Annotated in this window: 19 protein-coding genes; 5 read left to right on the top strand and 14 right to left on the bottom strand. The window is 62.3% G+C overall.

Annotated elements, in window-relative coordinates:
• Positions 1 to 57 precede the first annotated feature (57 nt).
• The 3 genes from CWS35_RS37610 to CWS35_RS37600 all read left to right on the top strand — a co-directional run bounded on the left by CWS35_RS37610 (position 58) and on the right by CWS35_RS37600 (position 2,670).
• The gene (locus CWS35_RS37610) at positions 58 to 1,314 is read left to right on the top strand and encodes an FAD/NAD(P)-binding oxidoreductase (RefSeq protein ID WP_245439181.1); all 1,257 of its coding nucleotides are present in this window, start codon (positions 58 to 60) and stop codon (positions 1,312 to 1,314) included.
• A gap of 79 nt (positions 1,315 to 1,393) precedes the next feature.
• Entirely contained in the window at positions 1,394 to 1,612 is a 219-nt protein-coding gene (locus CWS35_RS37605; RefSeq protein WP_245439180.1) for a DUF2892 domain-containing protein, read from the top strand.
• 290 nt (positions 1,613 to 1,902) lie between these two features.
• Entirely contained in the window at positions 1,903 to 2,670 is a 768-nt protein-coding gene (locus tag CWS35_RS37600) for a substrate-binding domain-containing protein (protein WP_100957136.1), read from the top strand.
• A gap of 883 nt (positions 2,671 to 3,553) precedes the next feature.
• Here CWS35_RS37600 and CWS35_RS37590 read toward each other — a convergent pair.
• The 14 genes from CWS35_RS37590 to CWS35_RS37525 all read right to left on the bottom strand — a co-directional run bounded on the left by CWS35_RS37590 (position 3,554) and on the right by CWS35_RS37525 (position 16,486).
• Positions 3,554 to 5,701, bottom strand: a complete 2,148-nt coding sequence (locus tag CWS35_RS37590; RefSeq protein ID WP_100957132.1) for a type IV secretory system conjugative DNA transfer family protein — start codon at positions 5,699 to 5,701, stop codon at positions 3,554 to 3,556.
• Positions 5,679 to 6,737, bottom strand: a complete 1,059-nt coding sequence (virB11, locus tag CWS35_RS37585) for a P-type DNA transfer ATPase VirB11 (RefSeq protein ID WP_100957130.1) — start codon at positions 6,735 to 6,737, stop codon at positions 5,679 to 5,681. Before virB11 ends, CWS35_RS37590 begins: the two co-directional genes overlap by 23 nt.
• Positions 6,700 to 8,046 carry a type IV secretion system protein VirB10 gene (gene virB10 / locus CWS35_RS37580; protein ID WP_100957128.1) on the bottom strand — a complete coding sequence of 449 codons (1,347 nt, stop codon included), beginning with the start codon at positions 8,044 to 8,046 and terminating at the stop codon, positions 6,700 to 6,702. The genes virB11 and virB10 overlap by 38 nt, the downstream gene beginning before the upstream one ends.
• Before the next feature lie 2 nt (positions 8,047 to 8,048).
• Positions 8,049 to 8,852, bottom strand: a complete 804-nt coding sequence (gene virB9, locus CWS35_RS37575) for a P-type conjugative transfer protein VirB9 (RefSeq protein ID WP_100957126.1) — start codon at positions 8,850 to 8,852, stop codon at positions 8,049 to 8,051.
• Positions 8,849 to 9,565, bottom strand: a complete 717-nt coding sequence (locus tag CWS35_RS37570; RefSeq protein ID WP_100957124.1) for a virB8 family protein — start codon at positions 9,563 to 9,565, stop codon at positions 8,849 to 8,851. The genes virB9 and CWS35_RS37570 overlap by 4 nt, the downstream gene beginning before the upstream one ends.
• The gene (locus tag CWS35_RS37565) at positions 9,562 to 10,692 is read right to left on the bottom strand and encodes a type IV secretion system protein (protein ID WP_100957122.1); all 1,131 of its coding nucleotides are present in this window, start codon (positions 10,690 to 10,692) and stop codon (positions 9,562 to 9,564) included. Before CWS35_RS37565 ends, CWS35_RS37570 begins: the two co-directional genes overlap by 4 nt.
• Positions 10,693 to 10,700: 8 nt before the next feature.
• Complete coding sequence (locus CWS35_RS37560; RefSeq protein ID WP_100957120.1) at positions 10,701 to 10,895, bottom strand: hypothetical protein; 195 nt, start codon at positions 10,893 to 10,895, stop codon at positions 10,701 to 10,703.
• Between the two features lie 207 nt (positions 10,896 to 11,102).
• Positions 11,103 to 11,816: a type IV secretion system protein gene (locus CWS35_RS37550; RefSeq protein WP_100957116.1), complete on the bottom strand. Its 714-nt coding sequence runs from the start codon at positions 11,814 to 11,816 to the stop codon at positions 11,103 to 11,105.
• A gap of 10 nt (positions 11,817 to 11,826) precedes the next feature.
• Positions 11,827 to 11,982: a hypothetical protein gene (locus CWS35_RS40305; protein WP_245439178.1), complete on the bottom strand. Its 156-nt coding sequence runs from the start codon at positions 11,980 to 11,982 to the stop codon at positions 11,827 to 11,829.
• Positions 11,979 to 12,722, bottom strand: coding sequence for a hypothetical protein (locus CWS35_RS37545; RefSeq protein WP_245439177.1), 744 nt, complete (start codon positions 12,720 to 12,722; stop codon positions 11,979 to 11,981). The genes CWS35_RS40305 and CWS35_RS37545 overlap by 4 nt, the downstream gene beginning before the upstream one ends.
• On the bottom strand, positions 12,719 to 15,130 hold the full coding sequence (locus CWS35_RS37540) for a VirB4 family type IV secretion system protein (protein WP_100957114.1): 2,412 nt from the start codon (positions 15,128 to 15,130) through the stop codon (positions 12,719 to 12,721). The genes CWS35_RS37545 and CWS35_RS37540 overlap by 4 nt, the downstream gene beginning before the upstream one ends.
• Positions 15,131 to 15,139: 9 nt before the next feature.
• On the bottom strand, positions 15,140 to 15,436 hold the full coding sequence (locus CWS35_RS37535; RefSeq protein ID WP_100957112.1) for a type IV secretion system protein VirB3: 297 nt from the start codon (positions 15,434 to 15,436) through the stop codon (positions 15,140 to 15,142).
• Positions 15,433 to 15,738 carry a TrbC/VirB2 family protein gene (locus CWS35_RS37530; protein ID WP_100957109.1) on the bottom strand — a complete coding sequence of 102 codons (306 nt, stop codon included), beginning with the start codon at positions 15,736 to 15,738 and terminating at the stop codon, positions 15,433 to 15,435. Before CWS35_RS37530 ends, CWS35_RS37535 begins: the two co-directional genes overlap by 4 nt.
• Before the next feature lie 13 nt (positions 15,739 to 15,751).
• The gene (locus CWS35_RS37525) at positions 15,752 to 16,486 is read right to left on the bottom strand and encodes a lytic transglycosylase domain-containing protein (RefSeq protein WP_100957107.1); all 735 of its coding nucleotides are present in this window, start codon (positions 16,484 to 16,486) and stop codon (positions 15,752 to 15,754) included.
• A 99-nt stretch (positions 16,487 to 16,585) separates the two neighbouring features.
• On the opposite strand from CWS35_RS37525, the gene CWS35_RS37520 reads away from it, so the two are divergent.
• Entirely contained in the window at positions 16,586 to 17,083 is a 498-nt protein-coding gene (locus tag CWS35_RS37520) for a hypothetical protein (RefSeq protein ID WP_100957105.1), read from the top strand.
• 1 nt (position 17,084) lies between these two features.
• Positions 17,085 to 17,696, top strand: a complete 612-nt coding sequence (locus tag CWS35_RS37515; protein ID WP_100957103.1) for a thermonuclease family protein — start codon at positions 17,085 to 17,087, stop codon at positions 17,694 to 17,696.
• Positions 17,697 to 17,705: the final 9 nt, after the last annotated feature.

The raw sequence follows: 17,705 nt of genomic DNA, 5'->3' as shown, positions 1-17,705 counted from the left end.
AGTGACACCATAACATATCACTTAAGCTAATCAATAACTATTGTGATGGAGACGATCATGGTTGCGCCAGTTCAGGGAATGACAGGTCGACGGATTTTGATTGTCGGCGGAGGTTGCGCCGGGATCACAACGGCGGCGACTCTGAAAAAGCATGATTCCTCACTGGAGATCGCCATCATCGAGCCATCAGACCTGCATTGGTATCAGCCCGGATTTACACTCGTCGGTGCCGGAATCTTCACGCGTGCGCAAACCGAACGGCGGGAAGAGACACTAATCCCCAAGGGCGTTCGCTGGATCAAAAAAGCCGCTGCTGAATTTCTGCCGGATCAGAACGCTGTTCGCCTGCAGGACAACTCACTTGAACATTACGATTTCCTGATTGCGTGTCCGGGCCTGAAGCTTGCCTGGGAAAAGATCGAAGGGCTCACGGAGTCACTCGGACGAAATGGCGTATGCAGCAACTATCTTCCCAAGTACGCGCAGTACACGTGGGACTCGATCAAGGGGTTTCGAGGCGGCACTGCGCTATTCACCCAGCCGCCGATGCCGATCAAATGCGCCGGCGCTCCGCAGAAGATCATGTACTTGATGGCTGATCATCATCGGCGCCAGGGAAAGCTCAATCAGGCCAAGATCGAATTCTGCCTCGCCGGCGACGTCATGTTTGGCGTTCCTTTTTTCGTTCCGCCGCTGTTGGACGCAGTCAAGGATTACGGAATCAACGTTCGCTATAAGCACCACCTGAAGGCTGTAGATGCTGCAGCAAAGCGCGCGATCTTCATGGTCACAGACGAAGCAGGCGCGACATCGGAGATCGAAAAGTCGTTCGATCTGATGCACGTCACGCCACCGCAAACAGGTCTCGATTTTGTTCGCGCGAGCCCGCTTGCAAATGCGGCCGGCTGGATCGAGGTCGATCAAGGCACGCTGCAGCATACGCGGTACCAGAACATATTCGGTCTCGGAGACGCGGCCTCGACACCTAACGCAAAAACCGCGGCTGCAGTACGGATGCAAGTCCCTGTCGTCGTCAAGAACTTGCTGTCGGTGATGAAAGGGCAAAAGGCCGCGGCGGTGTACGACGGCTATGGCTCCTGTCCGCTTACCGTTGCGATCGGCAAGATCGTGCTGGCTGAATTCGCCTATGGCGGCAAGGTTACGCCGAGCTTCCCGCTCGACCCGCGCGTTCCTCGACGAAGCATGTGGTATCTCAAAACCAAACTTTTACCGTGGCTATACTGGAATCACATGTTCGGCGGCGGCGAGTTCGATATTCCGCATAAGGAGCGGAGTTTCGCGAAGGCGGCGTGACAACGTCGCATGATGCAGACGCGACACGCTACGGCGTTACGTACCAAACAAACTTAACTGCATTCCAATGGAGAGTTTCATGATTAATGTTGGTTCGCTTGATCGTGTCGTGCGTTTCGTGATTGGCCTCGCGCTGTTGATCTCGCCATTCATTCCGCAGTTTGCAGACTTTTTCCTCAGTTGGGGCATGTGGAAATACGCCGTGGCGGCGGTTGGTCTCGTTCTCATTTCCACGGCCATGTTTCGAATATGCCCTGCTTATATGTTGTTCGGAATAAGAACATGCCGCGCATCATGAGAATGCCGATTCATCAATGCAACGAAAACGCGCGGATGCTGTCGGTAGCAGGCCTTTTTGGCTTCACCGCTTACCTCTTAGCTTGCCGGGACGCTGCGCTGCGCATTTGGCCGGATTGCCCGAAGGTCCGGATCACGAGCAAATTCTAAGTATGTTTGCGAATACGGCATTCTGGACGCTTGTCGGCATCGTTGCCGTTATCGTGGCTGTCTAAGCTTTCTGGTCACTCCATGGTCGGCAAGCAATATCCGGCCTTTCGGTAGACGCCCTCAATTGACGGAGATAAGGCCATGCGCCGTTTAGCTATCGTTATCGCGGTCGCAAGTCTTGCGATGAGTATCAGCGCCTCCGTTCAAGCGGCGGGAATTATTCACGTGTATGGTCCTGGTGGGCCGTTACCTGCGATGAAGGAAGCGGCTGCGGCCTTCGGTAAAAAACACAGTATCGAAGTCGAAGTCACTGCGGGGCCGACCCCACAGTGGATCGATAATGCAAAGGCGGATGCAGACCTGATCTTTAGCGGATCGGAAGTGATGATGTCCGATTTCATCGCCGCGATGCCGGATATCGACACCTCCACTGTCCAACCACTTTATCTGAGGCCAGCGGCGATCCTCGTGCGACCCGGTAATCCGGGTCACATCACCGGCGTCGCCGACTTGCTGAAGCCGGGTCATCGTATTTTGGTGGTGAACGGGGCCGGGCAACAGGGGCTTTGGGAAGACGTGGCCGGGCGCCTCGGCGATATGGCCAGCGTGCGGGCGTTTCGATCGAATATCGTAAAAGTGGCCGGCAACAGCGCCCAAGCGAAGCAGAGCTGGACCGAAGATCCCTCCATCGATGCGTGGCTGATCTGGTCGATTTGGCAGGTCGCTAACGCCAAGGTTGCCGATCAGGTCGCCGTGGAGCCGCAATACGCGATTTATCGCGACACAGGAATCGCGCTGACGAAAAGGGGCGAGGCCCGCCCTGATGTGAAAAAGTTTGCAAGGTTCCTCGCCTCGCCGGAAGGTGCGGCGATTTTCGAAAAGTGGGGCTGGGTTACCTCGAAACGTTGATCGAACATGCGTTCAGGAAATAGACATTCCAATTTCCCCGGAACTGATCGCGGCACCAGCGACCGACTTGCTGCAGAGGTCGCTACCGACGAGCAGGGGATCGTCGCGGCGATTCGCGAGCTGCGCGAAAAGGAAGGGGTAAGCCTTGAAGCGCTCGGATTTCTTCTTGGCACAGAAGCCGCGCAGCTCTCGCGACACCTCAAGGGAACGTGCGGGACGTCATTGACCAACTATGTAAGAATTGCGAGAGCGTTGGGGTTTCGGTGCCGAATTGTACTTGAGCCGGCTGATAGCAATATACGGGGCGTTTCCAACTGCAAGGTTTCACCTCACAGAGTGATTAATCCGCGTTCAGCTTCTGCGAAGTAATAATCGCGCGCTGTTGGTTGTGATCAATGCGTAGACTGCCGACGCTTTTGCATACGAATTAAGCATGGGTCGAAATGGGTCACGAAGTTCCGATCATATGAGCCCCGAATATCGCTTCCTGGCACGCAATGGGCGATTGTCCTGCCGCGAATGGTTTCGCGGCCTGGACAGATATGCCAGCTTTGATTTCACATTTGCCAGATACGCGCAGGCAACTTCTGCTACTTCCGCGCACAAATGTTGATTGGATTCCGCCAGTATCAGCATCGCTCGCTCTCAGACACTCGGCCGAATACAAGGAAAATGAAGAACGGCCGGCGAACGCGCCGATCCTCGACCACACCCCCCTCGTTTGAGCGTAAGACAATTCGACCCGCGCAAATGATTGAAGATCACTCCCACAGCGGTCCCGCGCCATCCGCTCGGCGGTAGAAATCATCATCGGGCATCAGCAATCACACTCGTCCGAGTAGTAGATTGCTTCCTGAGAAAGCGCTGGAATCGCTCTGGAGCGCTACTTAATATCATCGCCGAAAGATCGATGGAGCGAAACCAGCGTTTCCGCTGCTTGTCGCACCCCTTGGCTTGCCGAAATCGACCTTTCCAGTCCGCTCAACACTGCGATAAAATCTTCGTCTTGAGCTGTAGAAACAGACGCCAGGATGTGACGCACGTCGCAGCTCTCCCCCGCCGGAACTGGTGGCGCTGCGCCTAGCGACAATGTCCTTCGCGCCGGCTTTTGCGACTCTGATCGGGCGATAAGCGTCAAAGGGGTGTCAGAGGCCGGCGGGACTTCCGGCAGCTTCCTGCTTTCGAATTTCTTGGCTGATCGTCGCTTTGGGGTTTTGCGCATCGTCGGTGCTTCGGTCGGTGTCGGCACGGCGTCAACGTTCACTGCTTCCTTCGGCTGATCCGGCCCTGACATTATCGCGCCTCCCAAAGGCTCGTCTTGCCATTCGCGCAGCACGGGCAGGACGGGAGGCGTGGCTTTCGCCTTTTCATAAAATATCCGGTAGGGTTTATCCGCGTAGTGCCGGAATTTGGTCAATTCGAACGATCGCGAGTTCTTCACCATAAGGATCGAAAGGCGCGCCGACATCTCGCGAAGCTCCAGCGGACTGCGCAGCGGGCGCGGGGTATAATGCGGCGACCAAACGCGCGGCGCGAACACGCCCTGCCCCGGACGCTGGATCGGCGTCTTGTAAACCTGTGTCGTCTCGCCCAGCATCTCTGAGACGAACTCCGATGTGTCGAGGTCGTTGATCTGGATGAACAATTTGATCTGCGAGCCTGAGACCGTGGTAATGCGCGTGTTTCTGCCATAGAGCTCGTCGAGCTGCGCGATGTCCTGCATCACGATCGCCATGCGAAATCCATAGCCGGCGCTGATGGTGATCTTCGAGATCAGCGAGTCCATCCGACCGACATGGTAGAATTCATCGAGCATGAGCAGCACCTGGTGCGGCTCGTCCTCGCCGGGAATCTTCACCATCATCAGGTCGTGGATTTGCTGGAACAGAATCCGGATCAGCGGCCGGAAGATCGACAGCTCCGCGATGGTGCAGCCGATGAAGATCGTCATCGGGTGCCGGCGCAGCTCCCGGATATCGAAGTCGGACGTCTCTGTCGCTGCCGAGATCAGCCCATTGTTCCAGAGCGACATCGCCATGTTGACGTTGAACACGGCTGAATTGCGCGTCTCGGGCTCGAGCGCGATGTACTGATTGAAGCTGTCCGCCACCCAGGTCGGCAGGTGCTGGCGCTCGGTCTTTACGATCGCCCGCAGTACGGAGGAGATGTCCTTGCCCGTGGTCGTCATGCGGGCCACGGTGCGCATGTGCTGCGCGCCGGCGATCAGCGGCGAGGCGAGGACGTAGCCGATCAGCGACGACAGCAGCAGACGCCCTGCCCCGGCCCATGTGTCGTCCGCTTTTTCGGGGATGACGAAGGAGGCCACCACCAGGCAGTCCGTCGCCATCCGCTCGTCGCGTCGCACGAAATCGAGCGGATTGTAGCGGTGGGTGTCATTCGATCCGGGCGAGAACATGAAGACCTTGTTGCCCATCGCGGCCCGATGGTTGGCGAGCGCCTCGAAGTTTTCGCGCTTGGGATCGAAGAACACCGCCGAGCCCTGCCAGAGATAGCCGTTCGGAAGGACGAAGCCGGTGCCCTTTCCCGAGCGCGACGGACCCACGACCAGGATGTGCGCGGGCTCGTCGGAGCGGATCGTGGCTCCGCCGAGCGTCCCCAGGATTATCCCGTGCTTTGCGGTCAGCCCCTGCTTGGCTGCTTCCATCACAGTGCCGAACCGGGCCTCGCCATACGGCATCTGGCGCCGATTGATGAATGCGAAGAGCACGCCGGCGAGCCCTAGCGCGAATACGCTCGCCGCCGCGTAGCCGGCGCGGATCAGGGCTTCAACGCGCGTGCCGGGGAACAGCAGACGGTCGTGAAAATGGCGCCAGGCGATCAGGAAGAAATCGGCGGATCGGTCGGCGTTCTGCATCCGAAACAGGGCCCAGCGGGTCGCGCCCTCGCTCGGGAAGCGGCTCGGCGCCCAGCGCAGCGCCACGACCACTTCGTAGGCCATGCTCCACAAAAGCCAGAAGGCGAGCAGCAGCAGGATGGCGATGCCGATCCTATAGGCGACGACGCGCGCCATGACGGCCTCTTCCCCCGGTCCGCTGCTCCCGCCATTCCGCCATGCGCGAGAAATGCACCGCCGACGTGCCGCGCCATCCGCCGACCTTCGTCTGCTGGATGACGATGGGCAGCACCGACTTGATGTAGCCGACGATCTCGTCGCGGCGCAGGCCGAGCCCGGCCTGCATCACCATCAACGCAAGTTGCTCGAAGGCGCCCGCGGGACTGTCGGCGTGCACCGTCGTGATGCTGCCCGGGTGGCCAGTATTGATGGCGCGCAAGAAGGAGTAGGCCTCGGCGCCGCGAATCTCGCCGAGGAAGATGCGGTCGGGCCGCAACCGCATCGAGGCCTGCAGAAGCGTCTCAACGCTGACACGGGCCTCCCCCTGGTCACCTTTTGAAGCGACGAGCGGCAGGTGGTTCTTCTGGATCGGCTTTACCTCGCGCGTGTCCTCGATGGTGATGATGCGCTCCTCGACCGGCACTTCCTTGAGGATGGCGTTGAGGAACGTGGTCTTGCCGGAGCTCGTCCCGCCTGACAGGAGGATCGAATAGCGGCTGACCACGGCGAGGCGGATGAACGCCTCGATGCGGCCGGCATCCAGGTGCTCGCACAGGCAGCGGTCGGTTTCCGATAGTGTCCCTTCCCCGGCCGTTGTCACCTTCTCGAACGATCCCATCTTTCGATAGTCGTCGAGGCGCATTTCCTTGATGACCTGCTTGCGGATCGCGAACGCGCCTCCCGCCGTCGTCGCCGGCGGCATCACGCCCTGGAAGCGCTCTCCGGTCGGCAGCGCGGCCGACAGCAACGGATGCTCCTCGTTGACGCTCTGGCCCGAATGTCCCGCGACACGCTCGGCGAGGTGCCGGAGAGCATGCTCCGTGAGGCTGGGCACCTCGTGCCGTTCCATCGCAGCTTGTCCGAAACGCTCGACCCAGACCTCGCCAGGTCCGTTGGCGCAAATCTCGACGACCTGGTCGTCCTCGAGCCAGGTGCGGATTGGATCGAGTGCGCGGTCAATGAAGACCGTCAGACTTCGTGCCAGCACGTTCACGCTTCAACTCCCTCAAGGCTTCCTTGACCGGGTCCGGATAGAGCGCCGAAAAGTCGAGGTCGCGCCGCACGAACACGATGATCCGCGTCCCTTGGTCGAGGTAGATCGTAGGCGGAATGTTGATCGAGTTCCTGAGCGCCTCCTGCGCGATGTTGGTCAGGGTCTGGGACACGTTCTGCGCCGCGATTTGACGCGCCTGGAGATTTAACTGGTTCACGCCTGTCTGCGTCTGCATGACGACCCCCGTCACGGGATCCGTCGTCGTGATGATTGAGCCGTTACCGCTGGTGTTGTTGGTGTTCTGGCCGTAAGCGCTCAAGAACTGAGCCGCGCCGCCGACGATCGAGAGCAGGATCGCGGAGCCAAATCGCTCCATGTAGTGGTTGTCCACGAAGCCGGCGTTGCCGGCGCGCCCCAGATCATCGGTCCCGTTAGACCCCAATTGCACCGAGACGCCGTCCGACCGCAGCATCCGCGTCCAGACGACAAAGACGCGCGTCTGCCCTTGGGCAATGCCTGACTTGTATTCCCCGACAAGGCGGCTCCCCGCTGGGATCAACACCCGCCGGCCGTCGAACGACCAGACGTTCTCGGTTACGACCGCGCGCACCATGCCGGGCAGATCGCTCTGAAGAGCCGTCTCCAATATACCACGAATCATCGTCCCCTGCGCCACCAGCGCGTCGATCCGATCGTTCTTGGTGGCGCGGGAAACCTCGACGCCGGCTGCGGAGACGGACGAAAGGAAGCGGCGATTGGGGTCATCCTCCGGCCCGCCGGCCGCCCGGGAGCCGTCCTCCGCGCTGGACTGGTTCGCCGCGGCCGCGGCGTTGTCGGCAATGACCTGGGGAGCCCGCAGGCGCTCCCATTTCCGCCGCTCCTCCTCCTGTCGCTGACGCTCGAGCTCTGCGAGGCGGCGGGCTTCGTCGTCATTCGGCAGCGCCCCCGCCAAGGGTGGTTCAGGCGGAGGCGGCGCGGGCAGTGCAAGTGGCGGCGCGACCGGAGGAGGTGGTGGAGCGGGTTCGGCCGGCGCCTGCGGGATGACGATGGTGCCCTGGTTGGTCTGAACTCTTGGCGTCGACAGCGACGGCGCGGGAAATTGCGTCGTCCTGAATTCCTCCTGGTCCGGCGTCGTCAGGGCGGGCGCGCGCCGCGCGACCGTTCCGTAGATCATCCAGCCAGCGACAATAAGTGCGCCGATCGGGACGCCGAATTTCAGGAAGCTGCCGAGCGCGGTCCGGCCGCGCGCGACGGAGCTTGCCGCCGCGGCTTCCAGTTCAAACGAGCGATAGTCGTCAGCGGTGGGCATGATCAGCCTCCCACGGTCGTGGCTGCACCCACGCGTTGCGGCGCGTAGGGCTCAAGCCCGTTCGGCTCATGCACGTTGGTGAGGCGGCGGTTGAAGATGCACGTCGATTCCTGGCCGTTGCGGAGCGTCCATTGCGGCGAGACCTTGTCGACGATGACGTAGGGACCTTCGGTCCGGAAATTGATGAGGCTCTCGTTGCGGTCCGCGTCGACGATGTAGATCGCCGGCGTCTCGCCCTCGAACCGAAACCAGGTCTTGGTCCCGTCATCGAACACGGCGACTGGCTTGTTCACCGACGAGCCCTTGTAGCCGTAATCGCTGTTGGCGTTGGCGATGTTGAGATCCTTGAGGTTGGGGTTGGCCGCGCGCTGCTTGGCTTCGTCCAGCAGCTTGGCGCTCGCCTCGTCATCGGGAAATCGGAATCGCACGGCATAGATTTGACCGGCCGGCGGCCGCGTGTTCGAGCGCAGCAGGAAGGAATAGATGCGCTTGTCGGTGACGACGTTGAGGTTCGATATCGCGTTCTTGTCGACCGGCTTGACGAAGATGATGTCGCCCTTGCGGTTCGGCTCGACCTTCCAGGCAATCGAGTCGCCGAGTGCCAGCGTTTCGATCTTCTCGTCCGGCTGCAGCTCGATCATCGTCGAGGTGCCGTAGCTGGCGTCGATCGCCGTGACATTGTCCCTGTTGTAGACAACGTCGCGGACGCGGGAATCGGTGCGGCCAGGGCGCGGCAACGCCTCCGCGTGAGCGGCGCTCGCCGCGATGCAGAGAATAAGGCCTACGACGATACGATTCTTCCTCATTGCTGCGCACCGACCGTTCCCGGCGACGGCGCCGTCTCCTGATCGCGGCGATACTCCAACACCTGGAAGCCGAGGGGATTGTCGAAGCGCCACTCATTGCGCATCGGCGCGGACGTGTAGCGAAACCGGACGAGCGAGACCCAGTTGCGGGTGATGATGTTGGTCGACGATTTTTCCTCGGTGGAGAACCGCGCCAGTGCGGTGCGGTTGTTCGGGAACGTCACCGATTTGATTGTGACCGCGACGACCGTGTTGGTGCCGTAGACCTTGATGGGGTTGCTCGGATTGGCGGGCAAATAGATTTCCATCAGTTCGCGTGCCGCGTCTCCTGTCGCCAGTAGCTGGGCGAGGTCGAAGTTGTCCTTCAACGCCTTCGGGTCGTAGGTCTCGCGCGCCTTGATGTAGCGCACGACATTGAAGGTCGTGACTGCCTCGTCCTGTGTCAGCGGACCCTCGGCCATCGGACGCTTGACCTCGACAAAGCCGGTCGTCTTGTCGACGACCACCATGTAGGGCTCGTAAGTCTTGAGCGGAACAAGCAAGGCCAGCGTTCCGAGCGCCCCGACTGCGACGACGGTCATTATCGCGGCGACGATCCACGCAAGTGCGCGGGAGTTGCGGTTGCGGCGTGCGATATCCTGCTCCCACGTCGCCCCATCCTCATAGTACCGTGGATCGACGCGCGCCGGCTCCGTGGCGGTGATCTCCGTCATGGCCGACCTCCGCCACTAGAGGCCGGCGGCACGCCCGGACTACGCAGCTGTTCGGCAAGGCGCCGAAATTCCGCCGATTGCGCCCATGATGCGGCGCGCAGGCCGACGCGCGCGCGCTGGCGCGACGCCAGCTCCTCGCGGCGCGAGACCGAGGCCGGATTGAGCGGATTGCGGAAGGCGAGACGGGCCTGGTTCGCGGCGGCGCCGAGGCGATAGCCGGTCGCGGTTGCGAGCACCGAACCGATCCGCGGCGCGAAGATCGGTACGCCGCCAGCGAGCGCCGCCGCCATATTGTTGATCTGGCTGAGCAACAGAATGCCGATGATCGCGAGCAGCACCACCGGGCCGATGGTGGCCCAGGTCGCAGACTTCGAATTGGCGACGCCGTTGAGCGTGTCGATCGTCTGCTGGATCAATGAGACGTAGAAGGCAAGAAACGCATAGACGAGCACCTGCACGAGAAAATACTGGGCGAGCGCGCTGAGCCAGCCGCTGAAGAACCGTGTCGTGACGCCGAACAGCAGCAGGAGAATGAACAGCGGCGCCAATGCCAGCAGCAACCACATGAACATCTTCGACAGCACGATGAGGAAGATCGCGAAGCCGATCAGGATCGCCATCACCACGTAGAACACGGCGGCGAAGATGTAGGGACCCCAATTGGTGATGCCGGCGTTCTGAAGAAACGCCTCGGTGGCGCTGTTGGTCGTGTTCCACATATTCTGAAGCGCCGACTGCACGCCGTTGACGGAGTTGAGGTTCGCGGACGTTCCGGTGTTGTTGGCGCTCGTGACGGCGCTGAGCAGCGCATTGCCGATGGCGGAAGGCCCATCGTTGAGGAAATTATACGCCAGCGTCTGGAAGTCGCCCCACTTCGTGGCCATGACGTAGATCAGCATCGCGCGAAACAGCCGGAATGCGTGATCAGCCGGGCCGCCCGTCGAGGTGCCCTGCCAGATGCCAATGCCCCAGAAAATCACATAGAGCGTGAGCAACAATCCGGCGACGCCTGTTCCGCCGCCTGACGTCGCGGCGCTCGCCAATGCCTGGTAGGCAGTTGAGACGTAGTTCTGACCGAGCTGATCGACCGATTGCAGCAGCGACGTGATGTTGAACGTGTTTCCCATCGCTCCTCTCAGATCGGCCGCATGGGGCCGCAATGATCGAGGCGCTGGAAGGGCTCCGGGACGGGCGGCGGCGTGACGTCCGAGTAGGCGAGCGGCGTCCCGCCCTCGTCGGGGGAGCACGGCGCCTTCAAGGGCTTGTACGCGCAGCCGGCGAGCGCGGAGGCGAGCAGCGCGAGTGCGGCAAATGCAAAGATGGCCTTCACGGGACGGGCGCCTTCGGCTGCGTGAACGTCATGGCGCGTGAGGCGGCTTTGGCAGGGTCATCTCCTCCGCCGTCGGCGCCAGTCCTGACGCTGAGCGCCGGCGTCTGGCTCCGCGGAAGCGCGTAGTGGCCGACCGCGACGCCGATAATGAGAGCCACGACAACAAGGATCAAAGCACGCACGGACATATCGCCCCCTACACGTTGATTACTGTGTGAACTTCATCGCGCGGGCGGCGGACGATTCCGCGGCAATGCGATCGAGGTTTGCTTGATTGGCGGCGGCCGCCGCATTGTTGACGACGCCGTTCAGCTCGTTGACCGTCTGCCCAGTCTGGATCTGGACTTGCGTATTCTGGTCGACGCTGCCCTTGAGATCCTGCGCCTTGCCGATCTGTTGCCCGCCTTGCGTGAACGCGGACGATCGCTGCTGCACCGCGCTCTGCGTCGAATTGATCAGTCCGGAGAGAGTCGCGGCAACGTTGACAGAGTTTTTGTATGCGGTGTCGGCCGGATGGGTTTGGCCGCTGACGAGACCGGTGATGGTCTGGACCAGCTGCAGTCCGTTGATGAGGCTCGAGACGATGTTCTGGGACGCCGATCCCATTCCCGCGAACGACAAGGCTCCGCCCGAAATCACCGAACCGAGAGAAGGCGCCTGCGCCATCGAGAAGCCGCCGCCGAGCGCCATCTGGGCCAGCGTGCCCTGCGCCTGGGATGAGCGGTCGCCGGTTACAGCCTGCAAGGTCTTTTGCGTGAACTGGAGGATCTGCTGATCCGCGGTGAGGATCTGCTGCGTGCTGGTCGCGATCTGCTGCGCCTTCGCGAGGTTGGCGCTGTCCAGGACAGGCACCTGCGCCAGCGCCGGCGGCGCCCCTGTGAAAGCCAGCGGCAACACGGCGAGCACGAATATCCAACGCATGGGGACCTCCCTATCGGCTGTTGGCGGAAATGGCGGCGAGCGCCGCGGTCACATCGGCGACTGTCAACGCCGCGCTCGCGCCGGCATTGCCGGCGTTGGCGGCGTTCTGCGCCTGGGCGAGGTAGAAGATGACGTTGCCGTCGGTATCGACGTAGCGCGCGCTCACGCAGGACGGGTCGGGCGACGATCCGGGGGCGTTGTCGAGCACGCCGATGGCGCCCGACAGGGAACGGCCGCCGTCCCGGATCCGACCATGCCGACGGGACAGACCGGGCCGGATGTCGCCTGGGCAGCACCGGCCGTTGCGCGCATGCCGAGCGCCGACCGACTCATGTCGCTCGTCATCGCCAAGTTCAGTGCGTTGAGCGCGGTCACCCAGAGATTGGCCGAACCGATCGCGCTATTCCAAGCGAGGTTGTTTTGCAGCCGTGCCGCGCTGTTCATGTCGATCGCGGCCATCACCGTCGGCGCGGTTCCGACCTGCTGGCCGGCGGCCTTGAACGCCGATTGGGCCGCCGTCATTGTCGACCCGCTGGCGTCGAGCCCGGCCACCACGTCGCCGCTTGATTTGAACAGGGTCTGGCTGTTGAGCGCTGCACCCTGGGCGGATGGATCGGGCGTCGCCGGCAGGTCGGGACCGTAGGTCTGGATCGCCTGGCTGCCAGCGCCGCTTTGCGGCTGCACGGTGGGATTGGTGATGGTCGCCTTCTTGCCGGTCGTCACAGCGCATTTGACGCCGCTATTGGCGTCCTGCCGTTGCGTCGTCACCGGCACAAGCTTCACGGTCGTGCTGGCGGTCTGCGAGCGCTGCGTCAACTGCGCGGCGTCGTCGACGGGGATGTCCGCGAGCGCGGGAGCGACGCCGCACAAGAGCATCGCAGTGGTGATCGCGATTGGGAGCTTCATGCCTCGCTCCTCCCCATAAAGATCGGCAGCCATACGGCGGGGTCGTCGCCGACGCGCGCGCGCAACGCGTCGAGCTCGGCAACCGTCTCAGTGCGCCCGGACAGCACCTTGATCAGGTCGGGCATGCTGGCGAGGTTGAGCCGCGCCACGACGCTGTCGCGGCCATGCTTGATCAGAAACGATCGACTTTCCGGGACCGTACCGCGGATCCAGGCGACCTCGCGCCCCGACAAGCGGAAAGCCTTCTGGTAGCTTTCGTCGTCGGCTTTCGGGTTCGGAAAGAAGATGTTGGTGCTGGTCTGTTCGATCAGCGTGTTCGACGCCTTCGACCGCACGATGTCAGCTGCAGACTGCGTGCCGAAACCGACGATGCCGTTTTGCTTGCGGATGGTCTTGAGCTTGTCGCGAATGAAGAATGCGAACACGTCGTCATCGAGGAGCCGCCAGCCTTCATCGAGGAAGATCATCACCGGGTCGCCGGTGAGTAACTCCTCTGTCCTATGGAATATATACATCAATGCCGCGGTGCGGATTACCGGATCGTCGAGAACCCGCGTCATGTCGAATCCAAATACGCTCGACAACGAGAACTGATCCTCCTCGTTGTTGAACAGCCAGCCGCGCTGGTCGGGGCGCATCCAGCTCTCGAGGCGCGCCAGCAGATCGCCCTCCCCTGCCCTGATGCGGCCGCGCAACAGAGTCGAGAAAGCTTTCAGGGTGCGACCCGCCGGACCGCCGGTGAGCGCCGCGGCGATCGCGTTCCGGATCACCTGCTCCTCGGACGCGGTCAGGTCCGCGCCGTTCGCAGGTCGCAACATGAAGGCGAACAGCTGGTAGAGAAATTCGCGGTTGGGCGCACTGTCCGGCAATGACAGCGGGTTGAAGCCGGTCGGTTCCCCCGGCACCAAGGTCTCATACTGGCCGCCAAGCGCCCGGATGAAAATCTCGGCGCCGCGATCCTTGTCGACGAACAGCAATTTCGGCCGTGGCTGGACACGCTGCGTCTGCGCTGCGATGAACGACAGAAACACCGTCTTTCCCGACCCGGTCGGGCCCACCACGGTGAAGTTGCCGATGTCGCGGACGTGGTGGTTGTAATAGTACGCCGTCTGCGACGTCGTCTCGAAGACCGAGATCGCCGGTCCCCAATGGTTGCCTTCCGGCCGGCCGCTCGGATAGTTGTGCAGCGACGTGAAGCCAGCAAAATTCTTCGACGAGATCACGGCCTTGCGGGCGATGTATTGGAAATTGCCGGGAAACTGCGCCCAGAACGCGGGCTCACAATTCAGGTCTTCTCGGGTCCAGATCACCGAACGATCGGTCAACGCCGCGCCGACCGCCGTGACAGCCGCCCCCACCTCGGGCAGATCGCGACCGAGGCACATCACCGTCATGTGGTGCTCGCCATAGATCGCCTCGGAGGCGAGTAGCTCATCACGTGCGTCGTCAAGATGTTCCGCGATGATCGATCCAGCCTCGTCGGACATGTCGACCTGGCGCGACACGCGGTCGATCTGCTTGGCCGCCTCGGGCCGATCGACGATGGCAAAGGTCTGCGTTGCAATGAACTCGTGCGGCACACGCAAGAGATTGTCGAACGAGCCCGGCCCGGTCTGCGCCGGGTATTCGCGGATCGACACCATGGCGCCGAAGCGCGTATCCTCGGGACCCGCGCCGCGGATCTCGATGGCGTTGCGACCGAAGAAGATCCGCTTCATCGAGAGCGCATCGGCGATGTTCATGCGTGGCAGATGCATCGGTCGGGGGAGGCCGCCATTGATGAGCTGCACCAGGAATTCCAGCGGCTCGGAGAACCACACCCCCTCCCGGCGCACCACCCCCAGCTGGCGGGCGCCGTATCCGGCAAGATTCTCGCGGACCGCCGTCGCGGCGTCGCGAAGCTCAGTCAGGGCGGTTTGCGCGGCGACGGACTCGCCGGCCTCGTCCTTGCGGCCGAGCAGCTTGGTCAGCATGACGTCGAAGGTGCCAGCCTGTCCCTGCAGGGCGCGGCGCACGAGGGTCAAATAGATGTCGTTGACGAACATGCGGCGCTGCGACAGCGCCGCGTCGTAACGCTCATCGAGTTCGCGACAGAGGGGATTGTCGAAGGTCGAGTCGATGCGAGGCTGCACCTCCCGCCGGACGATATGCGCGGCGAGCGCGAACCGGGAGTTGGCCAGTGTACGCACGACGTCATTGCGGCCCAGTAACCGCGCATTGACCTCGCTCATGTCGGAGGTCTCAAAGGAATAGCCGTCGAGTTTGAGGATGGTGAGGACCAGTCCGTCGCGGGTCTTAATGATGTGGTCATCGACATGCCGCGTATAGGGCACGTGCGACGCCACGGGCCGCTCGCGGCGCGACACGCCGCCAAAGGTCAGTTCATCGAGCAGAGCACGCGCGACCATGCCGGATCCTCACGCAGAGTAGCTGTCGGCGGCCCAGAAGGCGCGCGAGCGGGGCGGACATTTGGTGGATTTGACGAACAGGATTTCGAAAATGCGGTCGTCGCGCAGCGTCATGACGAAGCCAAACAAGTGCAGCGGGATCGCCACCAACAGCAGGAATAGATTGTGCGAGATCAAAAAGCACACGCTCGAAACCACGCCGTTGAACATGAAGTACATGTACGGCACGCCCATCAGCGTCGGGGCGCGCGTCAACGCCTTGACGAGGGGCGCGATCAGCGGGTCCTCGAGCTCGTTCTCTGTCATTGCCCGACCGCCGATTGGAAGAACTGGACGATCTGCGCAGAGCCGAACACCAGCACGATCCCGAAAATGACGCTGCCGGCGATGCCCCAAGTCAGCCGACCGGACCAGGCGAAGAAGCCGCAAGCGATGACGGCAAGCGTGGCAAGCGCGGTCGCGATCGGCCCGGTCAGCGCCGACACCAGTTGGGTCAACGTCGACTGCACCGGTTGCAGCGTTCCACCGCTCGACTGCGCCACGGCGTCGGCGATGCTCATCACCAAGAGCGTTCCAGCAAGGGGCCAGCGCGACATCGATCTCCTCATCCGATCCTCCGTTTCAGTCGACATGCATGACGAATCCATCGTTCCAGTGCGCTTCTGGCGTCGTCTTAGTCGGCGAAGCCGCGGCGCCGCTTGGCATTCCCGGCTCAATCAGTTCCCGCCGCCCGACTGCAGTCCGCCGACTAGGACGGCTCGCGCTCCCCGGGCTCGGCCAGAGGTAGAAGTCGTTGATGACCTGCGCCACGAAGCGCACTGTTTCGGGGAAGGGAGGGACGCCGCGGTTCTCTTCCACCGCGCCCTCGCCGGCGTTGTAGGCGGCGAGGATGAAGAACGGATTCCGATATTTCTCATGCAGGGCGCGGAGAAAGCGAACGCCGCCTCGGACATTGTCGGCGGGGTCGCAGAGGTTCACCTTGAAGCGTTGCGCCGTCTCCGGCTTCAACTGCATCAGGCCGAACGCGCCCTTGTCTGAAAGCGCGATCGAATTGAAGCGACTTTCGTTCTTGGCGACCGCCTGGACGAAGTCGGGATAAAAATTCTCCTCTGTGGCGATGCGCACGACGAGGGCGCGCGCATCGTCCGGCGCTATCGCCTTGACGCCCGCGCAGGGCGCGAGGGCCGCAAAGGTACTGCCGATGCGTTCGATCGAAGCGGAGGGCGTCTCAACGGGGAGCACCCTGCCCGAGGCATCGACGGCAGCGAGGCGGGCTGGCTTCCCGGCGTCCTGCGCATATACGCCGCCGAGAGCCGCCAGGACGCTGAACCCGATCGCCGTGATGCGAATCGACATGCCACCCCGCCTCCATTTTCCAATAGACAATATATTGAATGTTGATATCTTGGCAACAGGATAAGCCATGCGTCCCCTGCTCTCACTCCCGGAGGATGGATGAAGCGCGGTGCAGCCCTGTTGGTGGTCGTCGGCCTTTCGTGTGCGCCTGGCGCCGAGCGCGCGCACGCGCAAGATGCATCGTTTGGGTGCAAGGTGTTGCTGTGCGCGGCCGCGACGGCGCCGGGCTGGTCGGGCATCCCCTATTGCGTGCCGGTCATGCAAACCCTGTTCCGCCAGTTGGCGAAGGGCGGCGGTTGGCCGTCCTGTCCCGAGGGCAACGCCAGTGGTCCAGGCTATGAGCCTTACCAGGCGTGTCCGGCTGGATTGAGCCCGGTGCAGTCAGGGTCCGACGGCGGAGTCGGCCTGTCCGCAGCGCCCAATGGGAATCTCTGTGCCGATCTCTCGAAGCCGCAACAGGTCTGCTCCGGCGGCGATGGCGGATGCTCCACGACCTATCCAACGACGGCGCGCGATCCGCGCAGCGATCCTTATTACGTCGACATCAGCACGGCGAACGGCACTCAACGCTTCTACTTCTCTTTGCAGGGCTATTGAGATGAGGCGAGCCCACGTCATTGCCGGGATCGTCGTACCGTTGCTCACGCTCAGCGCGGCATTCGCGGAAGCGCCGGCCTCCCGCTGGTTTCCGGTGCCGGCGAATGCGCTCTATCTCACCGGCGACAGTTGGTCTGATACCGGCGTCACCTATCGCCTTTATGGCGTGCAGTCCTGCCTTCGCGGCACGAGCTTCACCAACGCCCATGGTCTCGAACGCGATTGCGGCGAGGCCTCGCTTGCGATGCTGGTGGCGTTGACGCGGGATTTACGGCCTCAATGCTATGACGCCGCCGAGCAGCCCGAGACCAAGACCGTCTTCGTCTTCTGCGTCGCGACCCGCGTGGCCGGCGCGGGCGCCGGATCGCGGATCGATCTCGGCACGGCCTTGATCGCGACCGGATTCGCTTTCGCCGCCTTGAAGCCGGACGGTCAGCCCGTCCACGCCCCGTACTTCGTCGCGCAGCTTGTTGCGCAGCGCGCCAAGGCGGGCTTGTGGGCGTTTCCTGACCTGCCCGACCCGAACGCGATCATCCTGCGCGCGCTTCACGAACAGGCGCGCCCGTCTACGCCGCCGCATCCACCAACTCCCGCAGAATCCAGCCAGCAATGAAGGAGATAA

Source organism: Bradyrhizobium sp. SK17 (genome assembly GCF_002831585.1).
Lineage (GTDB): Bacteria > Pseudomonadota > Alphaproteobacteria > Rhizobiales > Xanthobacteraceae > Bradyrhizobium.
This window is presented reverse-complemented; position numbering and strand designations above follow the sequence as displayed.